Source organism: Streptomyces sp. NPDC054849, assembly GCF_053610945.1.
Window position 1 is genome coordinate 45569 of sequence record NZ_JBSGZI010000023.1, and the last position, 20798, is coordinate 66366.

A 20798-nucleotide genomic window follows, 5' to 3' on the forward strand; every position below is an offset into this window, starting at 1 on the left:
GGCTCAGCCGGCCGAGGCGGGCGAGGTCCCCGCCGAGGCCCGGGCCAGGGAGGTGTGCGTGATCCGGCCGATGTGGGTGACGAGTTCGCCGACGGACATGGCCAGGATGGCGTCCATGTCCTTCTCGGCCAGGAAGCCCATCAGGTCCACCTCGGCGCCGTAGCGGTGGTGGAGCAGCTCGGCGAGGGCGACGAACTCGATGCTCTCCAGGGCGAGGTCCTCGTTGAACGTGGTCTTCATCGTGACCTCCTCCGCGAGGAGGTACTCGTCGCCGACGATCTCCACGAGCATGTCCGTGATCTCGGCGAGGATGTCAGGTGCCATGACGGGTCTCCGTGAGGTGGAAGGGGACGGGGGAGGGAGTCGCGGGGTGGGCGGTCCAGGCGACGACGTGGTCGAGCGGTGCGCCGGCGGGTGGGGTGCCGGTACGCGGGGTGGAGGCCGGCGTGCCGAGCGGTGTGACGGCGAGCGGTGCGAGGGCGAGCGGTGCGAGGGTGAGCGCGGTGGTGCGGATCGGGTACGGGCGTCCGTCCGGGGACGTCACCGACAGGAATCCGGTATCCGGGTCCTCGGCCACCCGCCAGTCCCGCGGCCGGCCGCCCAGCCCGCCGCCGTCCGCCTTGGCCGCGGCCTCCTTGGCGCACCACAGTGCGGTGAGCGCGGCCGGCAGGACGGTGCCGTCGCGGGCGGCCAGCCGTTCGCCGAGGCGCAGTTCGTCCGGCCCGAGGGCGATCCGGATCAGCGCGTCCGGGTCGGTGGTCACCGGCTCCACGTCGATGCCGACCGGCAGGGCCGGGTGCGCGAGGGCGACCGCGATCCGGTCCTTGTGGGCGATCGACAGCCGGAAGCCGCGGGTCAGGGGGCCCTCGGCCAGCGGCCGGCCGGCCGGGTCGTTGCCGACCGGCACCTCCACCGGGAAGACCGGCCCGGCCCCGCCGTCCCACAGCAGGCCGCGCAGCGCGTCCTTGGCGGCGATCCGGCCGAGCAGCCAGGGCGCCCGGGCCCGCGGCGACAGCCGCTCGTAGGCCGCGCGCTCGGCGACACCGAGGTAGCGGCGCATCACCAGCTCCTGGGAGGCGGGATCGGTCCAGCGGCGCCGGGCCAGGCACCAGCCCTCGGGCCGGGGTTCACCGATGCCGCAGACCTCCGGGGTGAACTTCATCGGCCAGACCCGCTCGTCGGCGCCGAACCGGCGGTACGTCCACCCCTCGATCCGGGCGAACACCTCACCCGTGGCCCGGCGCAGTTCGAGGTCACCGCGCACGGTGACGTCGTGCACCTCGCGGATCCGGGCCGTGGCGGCGACCAGCTCGTGGGGGGTGGGCGGGGGCCCGTAGAACCGGATGTGGTCCACGGTGGCCGGGAACACCAGCCGGTCCACCGGGAGCCGCAGCTGCATCCAGTGCCCGAAGAGCTGCCCTGCGGCGTCGAGCAGGGCGCCCGGGTCGGGCAGGGCCCGCAGGACCCCGTGGATGCCGTCCGAGCCGACGGTCCGCACCTCGTGGACGCCGGCGAAACGCGGGCCGTGGAACATCCACCGGTCCCGGTAGAGGGCGGCGGCGCTGACCGGCGCGGGGCCGGCGTCGCGCAGGGGCGTGTCGTCGGGCGCGGGCGGCTCCCCGTACCGCTCGCCGAGGAGCACGACCACCGAGGCGTACGCGCCGAGGCCGACCCGCATCCGGCCGGGCCCGTCCCCGCGGACGGAGACCTCGACGTCGACGGCCGGCTCGACGGCGAGCCACCGCAGGGCCCGTACGTCTTCGTAGCCGAGGACGGCGAGGCCGGGCGGGGCGTACCGCCGTGCGGCGTCGGCGGCCAGCTCCAGCATGGTGGTCATGGGCACGACGGGGAACCGGTCGGAGTCCTCCGGCCAGCCGTCCGGCTGAAGGTACACGCAGTGGTCGCGTACGGAGGGCTGCGTGGCGAGGGAGAGGTGGAGGGTGTGCTTTCCGGGGGTCCTTCCCGCACCGTGGACACCCTGGGCCGGGGCCGCTGCCGGGGCCGCTTCCAGGACCTCTGCGGGGCGCTCCGGTGGTCCGGCGGCCGACCAGGCCTCGGTGACGGCCCGCGCGGCCGACCCGGTCTCGGCCAGCACCGCGTCCAGAGCGGTCAGCAGCACCGGCCGGTCCGCTCCCGCTCCCGCCACCGGAGCCGGAGCAGGGGGAGCGCCTGTCGGCCGGGCCCGGTCCACTGCAGGTCCCCCGAGGAGGCCGGCCAGGGAAGCCCGGGCCGTCTCTCCGAGGCGGACCAGCGGAGACCCGAGGTCCAGCGGCACACTGCGCCCGGGCCCACCGGCCGAGTCCCGGACACCGGCGCGCCCGCCGTCCGCGCGCCCGCTGTCCGCGCGCTCGCCGATCGTCCCGCGCGAGCCCGTCGCCCCCGGCGCCACAGGTCCGACAGCCCCTGGTGCGGCCGTCGTTTCGGCCAGGGGCTTCCAGTGCGGGGCGTGTCCCTCGGCCCAGAGTGCGGCGCATGCGCGGCGGAGGGCCGCCAGGCCGTCCAGGCGGGGCGAGGAGACGGCCACCGAGAGGTGGGGGCGGTCGCGCAGGGTGTCCTCGACGAAGCCCGGCAGGCTGCCCGGGCCCAGGGTGACGAAGCTGCGCACGCCCTCCTCCTCGTACAGTCGCAGCGTCAGCTCGCGGAAGCGGACCGGCTCCAGGAGGTGGCGGACCACCAGGTCCCGTACGTCCTGCGGGGCGGACGGGAACGGCGCGCACGTGGTGGCCGACCACACCGGAAGGGAGCCGGCCCGCAACGGCAGCCGGTCGAAGGCGGCACGGACCTGGCCGAGGTACGGCTCCCACATCGGGGTGTGGAAGCCCGAACGGAACGGCAGTTCCCGGCCCAGCACCCCGTCGCCGCGCAACCGCGCGACCACGGTCTCCACGTCCTGCGGCTCACCGCACACGACGGACTGGTGCGTACAGTTGTCGTGGCTGACCACCACCCGGTCCAGACCGTGGAGCGCCGCCTCCGCGCGCTGCGCACCGCAGCCCAACGCCGCGTACACGAGGTCCGGGACCCTCAGGTCGCCCGGCCGCAGCGAGTCCAGAAAGGTGTCGGCCGCCTCCTGCGGGTACATCCCCGCTGCCACCATCGCCGCCCATTCGCCCAGGCTGTGGCCCGCCAGTACATCCGCCTCGACGCCGAGCAAGGGCAGTACCCGGGCGAAGAAGCGGCCCGTCGCGAGCGCGTCCAGAGCCCGTTCCACGAGCGACGCGCCCCGCGTGAGCCGGGGCGCCGGCAGCGCGAGCCGCTCCGCCACGTCGTCCACCACCGGCGCGAACTCCGGCTCCAGGCCCGGGAACAGGAACGCCACCCGGCCGCCCAGCGGGTCCGGTGTGAACCACACGTCCCCGCGCCCCCGCCACGGCCGCCCGCGTGCCACCGCCTTGGCGGCCAGCGCGAGCCGCTGCGGCGTCGGCCCGACCACCGCGACCCGGCAGGGCCCGTCGCCGCCCGACACCGGCGAGGCGGACGCCAGCCGGGCCGACAGCTCCGCCGTCGTGTCCGCACCGATCAGGAGTACGCCGCCTCGCGCGGCCGGCCCCACCGGTGCGGCCGGGGCCCCCAGCGGCACTGGGGCCCCCAGCGGCAGGAACCGCCTCACCGGAAGCGGTGGGCGCAGTGCCGACGGAGCCTCCTCCAGCACCACGTGCGCGTTGATCCCGCCGAAGCCGAACGCGTTGACCCCGGCCCGGCGCGGCGCAGGCCCGCGCTCCCACGGCTCGGCCGCCGTGACCGGCCGCATCCGGGTCCGGGCCAGGTCCGCGTGCGGTTCCTCCAGGTGCAGCGTCGGCGGCAGCACCCCCTCGTGCACCGCGAGCGCCGCCTTGATCAGCCCGGCCATGCCCGAGGCCTGCATGGTGTGCCCGAGCATCGACTTCACCGAACCGAAGCCGATCGGCGGCCCTCCCGGCCCTCCCGGCCCGCCGGGGCCGAACACCTGTGCGAGCGTGTCCAGTTCGGCGGTGTCCCCCACCGGCGTGCCCGTACCGTGCGCCTCCAGGAGCCCCAGCGCGCCCGGCGCCCGCGGGTCCAGGCCCGCCTCCTGCCAGGCCCGCTCCAGGGCCCGCACCTGGCCCGCGACGAGCGGGCTCATCAGGCTCGCCGCCCGGCCGTCCCCCGCCACGCCCGTCCCGCGGATGACGGCGTAGACGCGGTCGCCGTCGCGCTCCGCGTCCGCCAGCCGTTTCAGCAGTACCACCCCGGTGCCCTCGGACAGCAGGGTCCCGTCCGCCCTGCGGTCGAACGGCCGGATCCGCTCGCTCGGGCTGAGCGCCCGCAGCTGCGTGAACACGCTCCACAGCGTCGCGATGTGGCAGTGGTGCACCGCCCCCGCGACCACCGCGTCGCACCGCCCGGCGGTCAGCAGCCCCACCGCCTGGTCGACCGCCAGCAGGGAGGAGGCGCAGGCCGCGTCGAGCGTGTAGGCGGGGCCGCGGAAGTCCAGCCGGTTCGCGGTCCGGGCCGCGGTGAAGCTCGGCACCAGCCCGATCGACGCGTCCGGCCGCTCCGGCCCCAGCGCGTCCTGGAACGCCGACCGCACCGCCGCGATCCGCCGCTCGCCCAGCTCCGGCGCCAGCTCCCGCAGGGTCTGCGCCAACTGGTGTGCCGTGCGCACCCGTTGATCGAGACGGGCCGTGGCCACACCCATGAACCCGCCGCGCCCCAGCACGACCCCGATCCGGGAGCGGTCGGCCGGCAGCCGTGCCTCGCCGCCCGCGTCGGCGATCGCCTCGGCCGTCGCGTGCAGGGCCAGCATCTGATCCGGCTCGGCCCCCTCCACGGCGGCCGGCATGATCCCGAACCGGGTCGGGTCGAAGGTGGCGAGACCGTCGACGAAGCCGCCCCGACGGCAGTAGAACCGGTCGCCGGCCGCGGGTCCGTCGGCGCCCTCCGGGTCGTAGTACACCTCGGGATCCCAGCGCCCCGGCGGGACCTCGCCGATGGAGTCCGTACCGGCCAGCAGATTGCGCCGGTACGCCGCCAGGTCGGCGGCCCCCGGGAACACCGCGCCCATTCCGACGATCGCGGCATCGGTCGGGAGGGGCCCGTGCTGCCGCCACTGCTCACTCATCGCCCCGGCCCTCCTCCGCGGAGGCCATCAGGACCACTTGTACGTCGGTCCCGTACGCCAGTTCGGCGAGGAACGCGGCGGTACCCGCGTCCGGCGCGATGAGCGGGATGCCGCGCCGGGCGTACGCACGCTCCAGCTCGGGGGTGACCATCCCGCCCGCCTCGGCCGCCCAGGGGCCCCAGTCGACGGACAGCACCCGGCCCGGGAAGGACTCCGCCCAGGTGTGCGCGAGGCGGTCGAGGGCATCGTTGGCCGCGGCGTAGTCGCTCTGCCCGCGGTTGCCGTAGACGCCGGCGACGCTGCCGAAGAGCGCCAGGAAGCGGGGCGCGGGCCATGCGCCGTGCTCGGCTGCCGCGGCGGCCAGGTGGCGGGCGCCGGCCACTTTCGTGGTGAACACCTCGGTGAAGTCCGCCGGTTGCTTGTCGCGCAGCAGCCCGTCGCGCAGGACCCCGGCCCCGTGCACGATGCCGTCCAGCCGGCCGTGGCGGTCCCGTACGCCGGCCACGACGGCCCGCACGGCCCGCTCGTCGGTGACGTCCGCGCAGTGGTAGCGGACGGAGGCCGCGGCGGTGGCGAGGGCGGCCAGCGTGGCCCGTACCTCGCGCTCGGCGAGGATCCGCGAGGCAGCCGCCTCGATCTCCACGGGCGTACGGAGCCCCGAGGCGATCAGGGCGGCGCGCAGCGCGACCCGGTCCTGCGCCTGCCCGAAGGCGTCGGGCTCAGCGGCCGGTTCAGGGGTGCGCCCGACCAGTTCGACGTGGCATCCGGTGGCGCGGGCCAGTGCGAGCGCGGTGCGGGCGGTGATCCCGCGGGCCCCGCCCGTGAGCAGGACCACCGAGCCGGGCTCCAGGACCGGCGGCCCGCCGGAGGTGAGCAGGGGGGCGGGCACCGGGAGGCGGGTCACGCGCGTTCCCTCGGCCGTGTACCCGACGGAGGCTGCGCCGTCGGCCGCGTCGCTGCACAGCTCGGCGAGGAGCTGTGCGGCGATCTGCTCCGGATCCTCCTTGGGGTGGACGTCCACGGCACGGACGAGGGTGCCGGGGAATTCGAGTGCCGCACTGCGGGCGAAGCCGTGCAGGCCCGCGCCGCCGGGGGAGCCGGGAGCGCCCACGAGCAGCAGCCGGCGGACCCCCCCGGCCAGGGCCAGCCGCAGGCCCGGGAACGCCTCGGGCAACACGGGCTCGGCCCCCGCCCGCAGGGCGGACAGATCGACGATCCCGTCGAGCCCGGCCCGGAGCCCGGTGTTGGTTCCGTTCCCACTTCCGGTCCCGGCCCCGGTCGCGGCCTCGGACCCTGGTTCCGCTTCAGGCAGGATCGTCGCCTCGGCGCCCCGCACGTCCAGGGCGGTGACGAGGGCGAGGGCGATGCCCTGGCCGTCCTCGACCACCCCGATCCGCAGGCCGCGCAGGGAATCCGGGTCGCCGCCGGCCGCCGGGGCGAGGACCGTGTCCACCCGTAGCCGGGCGACCGGTTCCGCGGCGGGCTGCGCGGTCGCCGCCGGCCCGGATTCCGGCGCCGGTGCGCCGGTGTGGGCGGTGACCCAGTCCACGATCCGGCGCAGGGTCTTGATCCGGGAGAGCTCCTCGACCGCGGCCTCGGCGGAGCCGCCCGCGTCCTGGGGGAGGCCGATCCGGTCGGCCAGGGCGCCGATGATCTCCACGCGCTTGATGGAGTCGATGGAGAGGTCCGCCTCCAGGTCGAGTCCGGGGTCGAGCATGTCCAAGGGGTATCCGGTCCGTGTGTGGACGATCTCCAGGACCACCTCCATCACCTCGTCCGCGGAGCGGGCTCCGCCACGGTGCGGGGTGAGCGCCTGGCCGCCAGGGCCCGCCACTTCGGCGAGGGGGGCGGAGCTGCCGGATGTCCCGGCTGCGGGCCAGGGGGCCGGCGCTGCGCCCTGCGGCTCGCCCGGGACGGCGGCCGTGCCGCCCGCTTCGGCTGCGGGCCACGGTCCGGCCCAGGGGCCGGCGGGGACGGGGGTCCCGGCCGTGGGCCGGGGATCGGGCACGGCGCCCGGCCCAACCGGGCGTCCCGCGGCCTGCCCGGCCGCCTCGGCCACGGGCCGCCCGAGGTGATCCGGCCCGGTGGTGGGGATCCCCGCGCCCGAGGGCGCCGCCACACCCAAGTAGCCCAACAGGACGTCCCGTTGCGCCTCGACCAGCTGGCGGGTGCCCCGGAGGTACTCCAATATCGCCTCGTCGCGCCGATCGGCACCGGGTGCCGCGCCCGCGCCGGCGCGTGCCGCCCATGCAGGCCCCCCACCGGCACCCGCGCCCGCACCGTCGACGGTGGCCGACCCCCCACCGGCAGCCGCACCGGTAGCCTCGCCCGCACCGGCAGTTGTTCCCGCGCCCGCGCCCACGCCCGCGCCCACACCGGCACCCGCTCCCGCACCCAGGGCCCAACCCGGGCCCGCAGCGCCGCCCGTGGCGCGACCCGACCCCCCACCCGCACCGGCGCCCGCGGCCCCATGGGCCCCGGCGGCCGTGACCGCACCCCCACCCGCAACCGTCGCAGACACCCGGCGGGCCGGGCGCAGACCGCCCGCCACCGGTGTGCCGTCCGCGGTGCGGACCAGGTGGCCGTCCACCAGCCAGCCCGGCCGGCGCGGGGCCCGGTCCGGCAGGCGCGAGGTCCTGCCGCGGAACAGCGCCTCCGGCGCCACCGGCACGCCCGCCGCCGCAAGTTCCGCCAGCGCCGTGACCAGCCGGACCAGCCCGTGCTCGCCCGGAACGTCCAGCGGGACCACCGTGTGCGGGCGGTCGCCCAGGATCCGGCCGACCAGGCCGGACAGGACCCGGCCGGGCCCCGCCTCGACGAACGTCCGGACACCGGCCGCGTACATGGCCTCCACCTGCTCCACGAACCGGACCGGCTGCGCGACCTGCCCGGCCAGAAGGCTTCGTACGCCCTCGGCCGACGCCGGATACGGGCCGGCGGTCGTGTTCGACCAGACGGGGATGCCCGGCGCGGTCACCGCGGTCCCCGCCAGCTCCTCGGCGAGCGCCGTCGCCGCACCCGCCACCACCTCGCTGTGGAACGCGCACGCCACCGGGATCGGCTCCGCGGACAGCCCGGCCTCCCGCAGCGCGGCCACCGCCGCGGCCACGGCCGCCGTCGGGCCCGAGATCACACACTGCCGGGGCGCGTTGTGGTTCGCCACCACGCACCCGGCGCGGGCCGCGACCTCCCGCACCTCCTCCGGCGCCGCCGACACCGCCGCCATCGACCCGGGATCCGCGCCGGCGGCGGCCACGATCGCCTGGGCCCGGCGCCCGCTCAGCCGCAACAGGCTCTCCGTGTCGTACGCACCCGCCGCCCACAGCGCGCTGAGCTCCCCGTACGAGTGCCCGGCCACACAGTCCGGCCGTACGCCGAGCTCGCCGAGCAGCTGGTGCGCCGCTGCTCCCGCCAGACCGAGGGCCGGCTGGGCCACCCGGGTGTCGGTGACCGCGGCCCGCTGCGCCGCCCGCCCCTCGGCGGTGAAAGCCGCCGGCGGGAACATCGCCGACACCACTGTCCCCGGAGCCGCGTCCAGGAGCCCGCGCAGGGCGGGGAACGCCATGAACAGATCACCGAGCATGCCCGGCCGCTGGCTGCCCTGCCCGGGGAACAGGAAGGCGGTCGCCCCCGGCTCCGCCGACTCCCCCCGTACGTGGACCCCGGTGCCCGGCGCGAAGGCCCGGGCACCTTCCAGCCGGGCCCTCAGCTCGTCCGTATCGGCGGCCACGACCGCCACCTGGACCGGGCCGCAGTCCCCGGCCGCCTCGGCCGCGAGGTCCCGCAGGGCCCAGGGGCGCCCGGCCGCGTCGTTCTCCTCCAGCCGGGCCGCGAGCCGCGCCATCGCCCGGCCCGCCGCCCGCCGGTCGCTGCCGCGGAAGCAGAACAGCTCGGCCGGCCACTCCTCCAGGCCGTGCCGGGGCTCCTCGGCGCCCGCGTAACCGGCCACCACGGCGTGGTAGTTGGTCCCACCGAAGCCGAAGGCGCTCACCCCCGCGATCCGCCGTTCCGGGGGCACCGCCCAGGGCCGGGCCTCGGCGTCGAAGGAGAAGGGGCTGGTCTCCGCCCGCCAGGCCGGGTTCGGCGTGTCGATGTGCAGGGTCGGCGGCCGCACGCCCGTGTGGACCGCGCGGGCCGCCTTGATCAGTCCGGCCAGCCCGGCCGCGCACTTGGTGTGCCCGAGCTGGGATTTCACCGAGCCCAGCGCGCACGATCCGGCAGCGGCCCCGGAGGCGGTGAACAGCGCGCTCAGCACCGCCAGTTCGGTGCTGTCGCCGACCACCGTGCCGGTGCCGTGCGCCTCGATCAGGCCCACCTCGCCCGGGGCGATGCCGGCCCGCTCGTAGGCCCGCTCCAGGGCCCGCCGCTGGCCTTCCGGCCGGGGTGCGGTCAGGCCGAGCGACCGGCCGTCGCTGGAGGCGCCGACCGCCTTGATCACGGCGTACACCCGGTCGCCGTCGCGCTCCGCGTCCGCGAGCCGCTTCAGGACGAGCGCGCCCACCCCCTCGCCCAGCGCGATCCCGTCGGCGGCCGCGTCGAAGGGACGGCAGCGACCGCCGGGCGACAGGGCGCGGACGGAGGCGAACATCAGATAGTCGTTGATGCCGTTGTGCACGTCGGCGCCCCCGCACAGCACCATGTCGCTGTCGTCGTCCCGCAGCTGACGGCAGGCGAGGTCCAGCGCGGCGAGGGACGAGGCGCAGGCGGCGTCGACCGTGCAGTTCGCTCCGCCCAGATCGAGGCGGTTGGCGACCCGGCCCGCGATGACGTTGGCGAGGATGCCGGGGAAGGAGTCCTCGGTGAGCCGGGGCAGCTGCTCGTCCAGCTCGGGTGGGAGTTCGCCCAGGTAGGCCGGGTGCAGGGCGCGCAGCCCGTACGCGCCGGCCAGTTCGGTACCGGCCTCCGCGCCGAAGACCACCGAGGTCCGGGAACGGTCGAAGGCGCGGTCCTTGCCGTAGCCCGCATCCGCGAGGGCCCGCGCCGAGATCTCCAGGGCCAGGAGCTGCACCGGCTCGATCCCGGTCAGGGAGGCGGGCGGGATGCCGTGTGCGAGGGCGTCGAAGGGCACCGGGCCCAGGAAGCCGCCCCAGCGTGAGGGGGTGCGCTCCCCGGCTCGGGCCGGGTCGGCGTCGTAGTAGAGCGCGGGGTCCCAGCGTTCGGCCGGCACCTCGGTCACGGCGTCCGTCCCGGCGAGGACCATGGACCAGTAGGCGGCGAGGTCCGGGGCGCCGGGGTAGGCGCAGGCCATGCCGACGATGGCGATGTCGAGCGGGTCGGCCGCCCTGGCCGCCGCCGGCGCGGCGAAGTCCCGGGCCCGGCGTTCCAGCAGCGCGGTGGCCCCGTCGGTGACCTGCGCGTGCAGCGCGGCGACCGTGGTGGTTGCCGTGCGCAGGGCGGCGACCTGTCCGAGCATGAACAGGCCGTCGGTTTGCTGCTGTTCCTCCGCGACGTGCTCCAGCCGGCCGCCGTCGGCGGCGCGCCGCAGGCCCTTGCTGGCGATCCGCAGCCGCCCGAGGTTCAGCCGCTCCAACTCCTCCCACATCTCGCGCGGCGGGACGCCGCTCTCGGCGAGCCGCCGCCGGGTCGCCTCGAAGGTCTCGGCGTACGGGGTGGCCGCGCACCGCGTGGCATGGCCGGGCGCGGTGCGCAGCAGGACGGTGTGCGCACACTCCACCGCCGCCCGCTGGAAGCCCGGCAGGACCGCGCCCGCCGCCACGGCCTCCTCGGTGAACAGGTAGGCGGTGCCCATCAGCACCCCGACCCGTGCGCCCCGCTCGGCCAGCGGGGCCGCGGCCGCCACCACCATCGCGGCGGACCGCTCGTCGTGGATCCCGCCCGCGAACAGCAGGTCCAGAGCCTCCGGTTCGGGGCAGGCGAGCAGCCGTTCGATCTGCTCCTCCCACAGCGGGAACGAGGCGCGCGGCCCGACGTGTCCGCCGCACTCCGCCCCCTCGAAGACGAACCGCCGCGCTCCCTCGGCGAGATACCGCTCCAGCAGGCCGGGCGAGGGCACGTGCAGATGCGTGCGGATGCCGGCCGCCTCCAGCGGGGCCGCCTGCGCCGGGGTGCCGCCGGCGATGATCGCGTACGGCGGGCGGGCTTCGGTCACCGCCGCCAGTTGCTCGCGCCGCAGCGCGGGCGGGGCGAAGCCGAGCAGCCCCACGCCCCAGGGCAGGTCCCCGAGCCGCTCGGCGGTCCCGGCCAGCAGCCGGCGTACGTCCGGGCCCTCCATCACCGCGAGCGCGAGGTACGGGACCCCGCCCGCGGCGGCCACGGCCTCGGCGAAGGCCGCCTGGTCGCTCACCCGGGTCATCGGCCCCTGCGCTACGGGGAGCGGCCGCCCGAGGGGACGGGCCCGCACGGCGGCCGCCAGATGTTCGGTGATGGCCGCCCGTACGGCCTGGAGCACGCCGCCGGTCGTCCGGTACCGCGCGGCCAGCCGGCCGGCCGAGGCCCCGTCCTGCCCGACGGGCAGCAGTTGCGTGCGCAGGTCCCGGGCGCCGAGCAGCGCGTGCACCGGCCCGTCGGGCGGTGTCAGGTCGGGCCGTGCGAACACCCGGTGCCCGTCGGCCAGCCGCGTCTCGGAGCCGTCCATCGCCCGGAGTGCAGCGGCCACTTCCTGCGGCAGCGACGCCTCGCCCTCGACGGTCAGGGCGAGTTGCACGTCGATCAGCACACCGGCGGCTCCGCCCGCGACGGCCGCGGCCGCCGTGTGCGGCCCGATCCCGCCCCAGGCCCGTACGGGTACGCGGATCTCCTCGTCCCCGAGCAGCTGCTGGAGCAGGACGAAGGTGGTGGCCTCGCCCACCCGGCCTCCGGCCTCGTGCCCCTTGGCGACGAGCGCGCCCGCCCCGGCCGTCACGGCGGCCGTGGCTTCCGCCAGGCTGGTGACCTCGGCCCACACCCGGGGCCGCCCGGGCGCCGCGGCCCAGGCGGCAACCTGCTCCTCGGTGTGCGAGGCGGGGTCGGCGAGCAGGATCGTGTCCACCGCGGCCGGCAGGTCGCCGGGCCCGAGCGGGCAGCCCGGAGGCACCCGCACGCCGTAGCTGCCGGTGCCGGGGCCACGGCCGGTTCCGGTGCTGGTGTCCGTGCCCGTGTCCGTGCCGGCGCCCCGACCCGTGCTGCCGAGCCGGCGGCCCAGCTCCGCGACGGCGCGCCGCGCGGCGCTCGCGTCCCGGCCGAGGTCGAGCATCCCGAGCGCCCCGGCGCGCTCGGCAGCGGTCACGATGCCCGCCCGGGGCTCCTCGAAGGGGGTCAGGGCGACGACCAGGTCACGAGTGGCGGCGGACTGTGGGGGCTGGGGGGTCACGGGCGCTCCTCTTCCAGTGCTGTGGCATGGCGCATGGCAGGACGGAAGAACGGAAGAACGGCGGTGCGGGAGAAGGGGGAGTGCGGCGGTCTTGAACCATGGTCAAACACCCCCACGCCGCGATGCATCGTGCGGGGGCCGCCGCGCACTGTCAACAGCCATGCGGAGTGCGGAATTTCGCGACATCGGTGCATGCGGACGGCCCCGCACACCCCCCGTCCGGACCTATGGCACGCCCACGCCCTGCCGGTGGCCTGCGGCTTTCCCACTCGCGTGGGCCGGCCCCGGAGCGCGGGCCGGCGTACGGCTTCCGCGCGGGCATGCCGCATCGGCATGCCTAGCCGCCGGCCGGGCATGAACGCCGCGCCGTACCAGGTCGGTTGTTCACGCGACGAGCCCTTACAGGTACAGCCTCGCGCGGTTACCGTCCGGTCATGACCCCCACCCTCGCGCAGCTCCGCTATCTCGTCGCCGTCGCCGACTGCCGGTCCATCACGGGCGCCGCCGCCTCGGTCTTCGTCGCCCAGTCCGCCCTGTCCCGGGCCGTCCAGGCCATGGAGCGCGATCTGGGCGTCGAGCTCCTGGCCCGCCGGGGAAGGGGGGTGGACCTCACACCGGAGGGGGCCCGGGTCGTCCGGCTGGCCCGCACCGTGCTCAACGCGGTGGAGGCCATCGACGACATCGGGACGCCGCACGGCAGCGACGCCCGGGCCACCCTGACCCTCGTCACCACACCCACCCTCGCCCTCGACCTGGCCACCGACCTGATCGCGGCCTTCACCGAGCGGCACCCGACCGTCGACGTCCGGCTCCAGCAGCGCGACAGCCGGGAGGCGCTCGTCGAGGAACTGACCCAGGGACGATCGGAGTTGGCTCTGGTCGACCTGCCCGTCGACAAGGAGCTTTCCAGCCACTACATCCAGGAACGCGAGGTGGTGCTGATCTCGCCGCTCGGCTCCCCTCTGCCCCACCCGATGCCGCTGCGCATGCTCGACGGACTACCGATGGTGCTGCCCACGCCCGGAACCGGCCGGCGCACCGAGATGGAGGCCATGTTCAGCTGTCTCGGAGTGCGGCCCGTCCCCACCCTGGAGGTCGACGAACGCCTCGCCTGGGTGACGGGCGTGACGGACGGCCGCGGCTCCCTCATCTGGTACCGCGACGTGGTGTTGAGAGCGTTCGGGAGCAGGGCCGAGATCCGCTCCTTCACACCGCCCCTGCTGCGCCCGGTGGGCATCGCCCACGCCCGGCGGCCGCTGAGCCGGCCGGCCCGCGCGTTCATCGCGCAGGCCGGGCACAAGGCGCCCGTCCGGGAGCCGGTGCGCTGACCGGCCATGCCCCCGAGGCATTGAACGATGCTCGAACGGGAGGAGACCGGGTCTGGCGCCGTCATCCGATGTCCCCTCACATGGTGGGCATGTCACGTCTCCCGACACCCCTACGGGCCGCCGCCCTCGCCACAGCGGCCCTCGCCACGATCCTGCCCGCGGTCGCCTGGATGACCAGCGCCACCGCCTCCCCGGCCCCGTCCGCCGCGGCGGCGGCCGCCGAAGCCCTCGCGCCCGAGAAGAAGTGCACCCTGCCCGGCGGTCTGGCCGAGCTCAGCGGCCTCGCCATGAGCCGCAAGCACCCCGGCGTCTTCTACGCCGTCAACGACAGCGGCAACACCAACCAGGTCTTCGCCGTCGACTGCAACGGCGCCACCGGCCGTCTGCTGGCCGCCTTCACCGTCTCCGGCGTCGGCAACACCGACTGGGAGGGCCTGGCCCTCGGCAAGGACGCCTCGGGCGGCCCCGCGATCCTGGTCGGCGACATAGGGGACAACTTCAGCGGACGCGCGGAGATCACCGTGCACGGCTTCGCCGAACCCGATCAGCTCGCCAACGCCACCGTCACGCCGGTGACGTACCGCTTCGCCTACGCCGACGGCCGGCACGACGCCGAGTCCCTGCTCGCCGATCCCGTGACCGGGCGGCTCTACGTCGCGAGCAAACTCATCGGAGCCGCCGGACAGCTGTACCAGGCCCCGCTGCCGCCCGCGACCGGACAGGTCAACACCCTCACTGCGGTCCGGCCCGGCCCGGTGTTCGCCACCGACGGTGCGTTCTCGCCGTCGGGCGCCTCGTACACCCTGCGCAGCGGCGGACCCCTGGGCGCCAACACGGCCTCCGTGTACGACGTCGCCGGGGTCAAGCTCGCGGACGTCGCCCTCCCGGCGCAGTCGCAGGGCGAGACGGTGACGTATGCCGACTGCACGAGCCTGCTCGTCGGGTCGGAGAACGACACGCAGATCTGGCGGGTCCCGCTGCCGCCGGAGGCCACCCCGGGCTGCGGCACCACGCCGACTCCCACGCCTACGCCCACCCCGACGCCTACGCCTACCCCGACTCCCACACCCACCCCGACACCTACGCCCACTCCGACCCCCACCCCCGGTGGCCTGAAGTTCACCCACCCCGGTCCGCAGACGTGCACGTTCAACCAGTCCTGCACCATCCAGCTCACCACCACCGGCGGGAAGCCACCCGTCCGCTACGCCGTCACGGGCCTGCCCTGGGGCCTGACCCTCGACAGCACCTCGGGGCGGATCAGCGGCAAGCCGTGGGGCGGCGGCACGGTCCAGGTCACCGCCACCGCGACCGACGCCACCGGAGCCAGTGCCGGGACCACCTTCGCGCTGACCCTCACCTGGTTCTGAGCACGCGGGCCGGCGGGCTGGTCTTGTCCAACCCCGCTGCGCGTCATCCCAGGCTCAGGGGCCGCTCCGGGGCCACATGGTCGGCGATCGACTGCAGGACGTTCGAGCTGGCGTTGGCGAGGGTGCTGCCGAGGCCCTGGGTCGCCACCGTCGCGATGGCGATCTTCCTGGACGGCAGGTAGGCGACCGTACCCGCGTAGCCGGCGAAGGACGGGTTCTGGAGGATCCAGGTGTTCTGCACGGGCAGACCCAGGGCGAACCAGGCAGTGCCCTTGACCTTGACGACGGGGGAGAGCTGAAGCTCGTGCGACTCCGGTGTCAGCAGCCTTCCCTCGCCGATCGCCGCGAAGGACTTCGCCATGTCCTCCAGCGTTCCGGTCATCACCGCCCCCTCCGCCACCGTCCAGGACGGATTCCAGTAGGTGGCGTCCTCGAACACGCCCCGCTCGTTGTCGAAGCCGTGCAGCACCGGCGCCGGGATCTCCGCCTTGGACGAGATGGCGGTGTGGGTCAGGCCCAGCGGTTCGAGGATGTCCTTGCGCATCACCTCTCCCAGAGGCCTCTGCTTCACCCGGGAGATGATGTCGCCCAGGAGCACCCAATTGGCGTGCGAGTAGGCGAACCCCGAGCCCGGTGGCCGCACCAGGGGCTTGGACACCGCGATCTGTACGCGCTCCTCACCGGTCCAGTGCCGGAAGGGGTCCTTGTAGAGCTCGGCGATGAAGGTCTTGTCCGTGACGTAGTCCGCGTACCCGGAGGAGGCGGACGCCAGCATCTTCAGTGTGATCTCGTCCGCGTGCGGCAGCTCCGGGCGCCAGCGGGAGAGCTTGTCGTCGAGCGTGACCTTGCCCTCGTCGACCAGCTGGAGCAGTGCGGTCGTCATATAGGGGATCGCGACCGAACCGATGCGAAACCGCATGTCCGTCGTCGCGGGGAAGCCGGTCATCGTTTCCCCCGCCGCGGCGGCCGAGACCCGTTCACCGTCGACCCACACCTCGGCCATCGCCGCGGTGAGCTTGTACTTCTTGAGCGCGTCGGCAACCTGCCGCTCGGTGAACTCCGCCGTGTCGGACGGAATGCACGTGCCCCCGCGGGACACCTGGCCGGCCGGGCATTGCCGAGCAGCGCCCTCCGCCCGGCCCAGGGTGCAGCCGGCCGCCAGTGAAGCACCCATGAGCAGTCCCAGGCAGGTGAGGGCGACGGTCGTCTTGGAAGTGCGCACGGTGGTGCCTTCCTGCAGGTCGAAGGCCGAATTCCCCCACCTCGCGTTCGCAGGCCTCGTCACGCAGGCTATCCGCGGGTGTCGCCCGCCGCGCTCCGGAAGCGCTCAGGGAGTGAGGCCGACCTGGCCCGGCCCGCGCTTGGCGGTGCCACGCGCGTGCTCAGCCGGCCGAGTGCGTGCGGGGCCGTCCCGATCCAGGTCCGGCAGTCGTGGCAGCCGGCCGGCGCACGAGCGTCGTGGCCCGGACCCCGCCGCCCGCGAAAACCGCGGTGCGGCGGCTCAGCGCAGAGCCCGGACGCGGACCTCCACCGCGTGCCACCCGGTCGCCCCGTCGGGCACGGTCCCGGTGCGGACCCCTGTTTGGACGGCGCCCGTGCCGTCCGTCGCGCGGACCTCCAGCGTGTGCCGCCCGGCCGGCGCCTCCCACGGCCACACCCACTGCCGCCAGGTGTCGACGCCGTCCGCGGCCGCGAGCCGCGCCTCCCGCCAGGGGCCGCCGTCCACCCGTACCTCCACCCGCTCGATCCCGCGGTGCTGCGCCCACGCCACCCCGGCGACCGGCACCGGGCCCGGCGTCAGATCGGCGTAGGGGCGCGGGGTGTCGATCCGGGACTGCGTCTTGACCGGGGCCTGCTCGGCCCAGGACCTCTGCACCCAGTAGGCGTCGTACGCGGCGAAGGTGGTCAGCCGCAGCTCGCTCAGCCATTTGCAGGCGGAGACGTACCCGTACAGCCCCGGTACGACCATCCGGACGGGAAACCCGTGCGCGAAGGGCAACGGCTCGCCGTTCATGCCGACGGCCAGCAGCGCCGCCCGGCCGTCCATGACCGCCTCGACGGGCGTGCCCAGCGTCATGCCGTCCACCGAACGCGCCACCAGCTGGTCGGCCGGGCCGCCCTCGGACGGCGGCCGCACCCCCGCCTCGCGGAGCAGGTCCCCGAGGCGTGCGCCGAGCCAGCGGGCGTTGCCCGCGTACGGGCCCCCGACCTGGTTGGACACACAGGTGAGGGTGATGTCGTGCTCGACCAGGGGGCGGGCGAGCAGCTCCCGCAGATCGAGTGTGAGGGGGCGCGTGACCCCCTCCCCGTGGATGCGCAGCCGCCAGGTGTCCGCGTCCACGCGCGGAACGACCAGGGCGGTGTCCACGCGGTAGAAGTCCCGGTTGGGGGTGAGGAAGGGGGCGGCCCCCGGCACCCGCAGGTCCGCGCCGGCGGGCACCGGCGGCGCGGGCACGGCGGGCCGGGGCAGGACGAAGCGGGCCCGGGAGGCGGTGGCGTCTGCCGAACCGTGGGCGCCCAGGCGGCGCCCGCCCCAGCCCGCCGCGGCCGACGCCGCCACGACGGCGGCGACCAGCCGGCCGAAGCCGCGCCGGTCCATCGCCCGGGTACCTCCCCCGGACTGCGTCCGGGGGGAACCCCTCACGGAGTCCGGGGGTGGGACTTTCCTCGCCGCCGTGACCAGCAGGAACAGCACTCCAGCCGCGGTCAGCGCGCCCACCGACGACGGCAGCGCGTCCTGCCAGGAAGCCTCGGGACGGCTGAGCGCGGCCACCGCCCCCAGCACCCCGACACCGCCCGCGACCGCGATCCCGGCGGGAAGGCGGCGTACGGCGAGCAGCCCCGTTCCGACGGCGATCAGGGTCAGGACGACGACGATGCCGAGCGTCAGCACCAGCTTGTTGCTCGTGCCGAACAGCCGGATGGCCCCTTCCCTGACAGCCACCGGCGTCAGGTCGACCAGTGCCGCGCCGACGGCGGTGACCGGGGCGGCCTCGGGCCGGACGGCCGCAGCGGTCAGCTCCGCCACCGCCAGCCCGGCGACCGCGGCGGTGAGTCCGCTGACCGCGGCCCACGCGCCCGGCACGCGCCGCGGCCGCCCGGAGCGGCTCGGGTCTGCCTTCACACGGCCAGTGTGCCCCGGCCCCGGGGGCCCGCGCCGTTGCCACGGGGGGAGTGTCGTCGCCGGCCGTCACACGGGAGCCTGCGGAGCACGGTGTACGGCGCGCGGGCGCCGGACCTTCCCGGAGGGTGACGACCGCCGTCCGGGCGATCGTCACCGCAGCCGGTGGCGCGGGTCAGCCGGCGCCGGCCGCCGGCAGGGCCGCCGAGATCGCCGCGGCCAGGCGGTACGGGTCACCGCTCGGCCGGTCCGGATGCCGGGTGGTCCGCCCCGCCCACTCCTCCTCGAAGGCGTGCCAGTCGATCGCGCGCGGCGTGGTCCTCCCGACCAGCGCCTCGTCCAGCGACGCGAAGTAGGCCGCCCACCGCCGGGCGTACAACTCCGAGATCAGGCCGTTCCATTCGCGGTTTGCGTAGTCGTGCAGGAAACCGCCCTCGCTGGTGCCGCGGCGGCCCCACACGCTGAGGAGCGAGCGGGCGTCGTACTCGTAGCGGTCCTGCTCGGCCCGGTCGGTGCCCCAGGAGCGGGCCCCGGTGAGCCAGGTGCCGAGGAGGAAGTTCGGGTCGGAGCCCGTCACCGCCTCCAGCCTCCCCATCGATTCCCGCCATTCGGCCGTCAGGGCCCGGAACCGGGTCAGGTCCTTGGCCTCGTAGGCCGCCTTGATCTTCGGGAGCAGTACCCGGGAGTGGTTGGCGAGGGCCTGCCGGGCGGTGTCCACCAGGTCGAAGCGGTAGGCGCTGGAGCCGCGCAGTCGCGGATCCACCTTGAGCAGGTGATCCAGGGCCCGGCGCACCGAGGCGGCCGGGTAGCGCAGGGATTTCGGGCTCCAGTAGGCGGACCCGGCCGCGGTCAGGCTCGGCCGGGCGGTGAACAGGCTGTCCTGCGACTCCGACCACAGCCCGGAGGAGGTGCTGTACGGCCCCTTGCGGAGCTCCTCCCAGGCCGCGGCGGCCTCGGCGTCGGGGCGGCCGTAGCGGCGGGCCGCGAAGTCGGCGAACCACTTCCGCTGGTCGATCGCGCCCGGCTCCCAGGCCAGGTCGGTGAAGAGGTCGAAGGCCGCCGGGTTGGTCCCGGTGGCCTCCGGCAGGTAGGCGATCCCGGTGAGCGCGCTGTTGCTCTTCGCGCGCCAGGGCCCGAACCGCTCGATCCACACGGAGGTGTTCGCGCCGATCGTGGTGTGCCCGCCGAAGTTGTAGATGGTGCCCATCGCGTAGGGCGCGCCGCCCCAACGGGTTTCGCGGTCCAGGCGGTTGTACCGGTCGGAGAGCCCGTCCAGAATGAGCAGCTTCGACGTGTCCACCCCGGCCAGCAGCTCGGCGGTCGGGTCGTCCTGCCAGCCCAGCACCGCCCACAGCGCACCCGGGTGGGCGGCGTGCAGCGCGTCCTGGATGGCGCCCGCCGCGGCGGCGACGTCGACGGAGCCGGTTTGGCCGCCCTCGTGCAGCGGGCTCATCCGGTACATCGTGCTGTCCCCGAACACCGCGCGCTGCTCGGCGTAGTACGCGCCCGCCAGCTTTCCGAACGCCGGCGAGGCGGGGTCCAGCCAGTCCGGGCGGTCGAAGCCCGCCCAGTCGCCCTGCGCCACCGTGGTGGACCCCGGGTTGCGCGCGGCGAACCCGGGCGGCACGGTGCCGAAGTAGCCGGGCAGCACCGGGGTCATGCCGAGCCCGCGCAGCTGCTCGGCGATCCGCCCGCCCAGCTCGGCGCGCTCCCGCAGCAGCCGCTCGGAGACCGGGCCGCCGAAGCCGCTCAGGTTCTGCAGCAGCCACCAGCTCTGGTGGCCGGGCCCCGGGATCCACTGCCGCAGCTCCTCGGCGGAGTAGCCGAAGCGCTGGAGCGCCCGGTAGTACGGGTACTCCGCCCCCACCTGCACGAACACCTCGTTCACGCCGTGCAGGGCGAGCAGGTCGATCTGCCGCTGGTGCTCCTCGAACGAGCGGTACGGGCCGGAGTACCCGTCGTCGGTGTCGTTGAGTGCGTACCGGTGCGGGACCTGCGCGCTGCGGGTGACCGGGGCGGGGACGGCCGGCAGCCGGGCGGGCAGCATGCCGATGCTGTCGCCGGGCCAGCCGATGTCGGCCCCGGCGACGTGCTGGAGGTACCAGCCGACACCCGTGAGCAGGGTGGCGCCGGTGCCGGCGCGCACGGTGATCGCGCCGGACGTCCCGGACACGGTGAAGGTGTCGGCGCCGGCGCCCGGGTCGGGGACCAGGGTGAACTGCCCCGAGTGTCGCGGGAGCAGCCGCTCCAAGGCTGCCCGCGCGGGGGCGGTGTCGAAGGTGCGGGCCCGAGGCGCGGCCGCGGACGCGTACGCAGCACTCGGGTGGCCGGCGCCCGCGTGCCCGGCGCCCGCGTGCCCGGTGCTCGCGTACGAACCGGCGCGTGCGTCCGCCCGGACCGCGGCCCGCCCGTCCGGCCGCAGGTCCGGCCTCCCGCCCGTGCGTACATCCGTCCGTACATCCGTCCGTACGTCGGCACGCGCGGGCGGCCCCGCGCAGACCAGGGCCAGCAGCGCCGCGGGAAGAGCGGCGCGGGCGGCCGGGCGGGTGACGGGCAGGGGGCGCCCGCTTCGTCGCATCGGGTTCCTCAT

Annotated in this window: 8 protein-coding genes; 2 read left to right on the forward strand and 6 right to left on the reverse strand. The window is 75.7% G+C overall.

Annotated elements, in window-relative coordinates:
* Positions 1 to 3 precede the first annotated feature (3 nt).
* From ACWGIF_RS13470 to ACWGIF_RS13480, 3 genes are read right to left on the reverse strand one after another with little or no spacing between them, the layout of a single operon-like run.
* Positions 4 to 324 carry an acyl carrier protein gene (locus ACWGIF_RS13470; RefSeq protein WP_453495656.1) on the reverse strand — a complete coding sequence of 107 codons (321 nt, stop codon included), beginning with the start codon at positions 322 to 324 and terminating at the stop codon, positions 4 to 6.
* On the reverse strand, positions 314 to 5080 hold the full coding sequence (locus ACWGIF_RS13475) for a beta-ketoacyl synthase N-terminal-like domain-containing protein (protein ID WP_453495659.1): 4767 nt from the start codon (positions 5078 to 5080) through the stop codon (positions 314 to 316). The genes ACWGIF_RS13470 and ACWGIF_RS13475 overlap by 11 nt, the downstream gene beginning before the upstream one ends.
* Positions 5073 to 12389 (reverse strand): SDR family NAD(P)-dependent oxidoreductase, encoded by a 7317-nt coding sequence (locus ACWGIF_RS13480; protein ID WP_453495662.1) that lies wholly within the window; start codon positions 12387 to 12389, stop codon positions 5073 to 5075. The genes ACWGIF_RS13475 and ACWGIF_RS13480 overlap by 8 nt, the downstream gene beginning before the upstream one ends.
* Positions 12390 to 12823: 434 nt before the next feature.
* Between ACWGIF_RS13480 and ACWGIF_RS13485 the strand changes: the two genes are divergently transcribed.
* Both ACWGIF_RS13485 and ACWGIF_RS13490 read left to right on the forward strand, forming a co-directional pair.
* The gene (locus ACWGIF_RS13485) at positions 12824 to 13717 is read left to right on the forward strand and encodes a LysR family transcriptional regulator (RefSeq protein ID WP_453495665.1); all 894 of its coding nucleotides are present in this window, start codon (positions 12824 to 12826) and stop codon (positions 13715 to 13717) included.
* An 89-nt stretch (positions 13718 to 13806) separates the two neighbouring features.
* Positions 13807 to 15087: a putative Ig domain-containing protein gene (locus ACWGIF_RS13490; RefSeq protein WP_453495668.1), complete on the forward strand. Its 1281-nt coding sequence runs from the start codon at positions 13807 to 13809 to the stop codon at positions 15085 to 15087.
* Positions 15088 to 15130: 43 nt separating this feature from the next.
* Here ACWGIF_RS13490 and ACWGIF_RS13495 read toward each other — a convergent pair whose 3' ends face one another.
* From ACWGIF_RS13495 to ACWGIF_RS13505, 3 genes are all read right to left on the reverse strand, one after another.
* The gene (locus ACWGIF_RS13495; protein WP_453495671.1) at positions 15131 to 16309 is read right to left on the reverse strand and encodes a serine hydrolase domain-containing protein; all 1179 of its coding nucleotides are present in this window, start codon (positions 16307 to 16309) and stop codon (positions 15131 to 15133) included.
* A 279-nt stretch (positions 16310 to 16588) separates the two neighbouring features.
* The gene (locus tag ACWGIF_RS13500) at positions 16589 to 18172 is read right to left on the reverse strand and encodes a molybdopterin-dependent oxidoreductase (RefSeq protein ID WP_453495731.1); all 1584 of its coding nucleotides are present in this window, start codon (positions 18170 to 18172) and stop codon (positions 16589 to 16591) included.
* A gap of 211 nt (positions 18173 to 18383) precedes the next feature.
* Positions 18384 to 20786, reverse strand: a complete 2403-nt coding sequence (locus ACWGIF_RS13505; RefSeq protein ID WP_453495674.1) for an alpha-N-acetylglucosaminidase — start codon at positions 20784 to 20786, stop codon at positions 18384 to 18386.
* Positions 20787 to 20798 lie beyond the last annotated feature (12 nt).

Bases quoted from the DNA above. Each gene is read 5' to 3' on its own strand.
- ACWGIF_RS13470 (WP_453495656.1), bottom strand. From the start codon at position 324: ATGGCACCTGACATCCTCGCCGAGATCACGGACATGCTCGTGGAGATC.
- ACWGIF_RS13475 (WP_453495659.1), bottom strand. From the start codon at position 5,080: ATGAGTGAGCAGTGGCGGCAGCACGGGCCCCTCCCGACCGATGCCGCG.
- ACWGIF_RS13485 (WP_453495665.1), top strand. From the start codon at position 12,824: ATGACCCCCACCCTCGCGCAGCTCCGCTATCTCGTCGCCGTCGCCGAC.
- ACWGIF_RS13490 (WP_453495668.1), top strand. From the start codon at position 13,807: ATGTCACGTCTCCCGACACCCCTACGGGCCGCCGCCCTCGCCACAGCG.
- ACWGIF_RS13505 (WP_453495674.1), bottom strand. From the start codon at position 20,786: ATGCGACGAAGCGGGCGCCCCCTGCCCGTCACCCGCCCGGCCGCCCGC.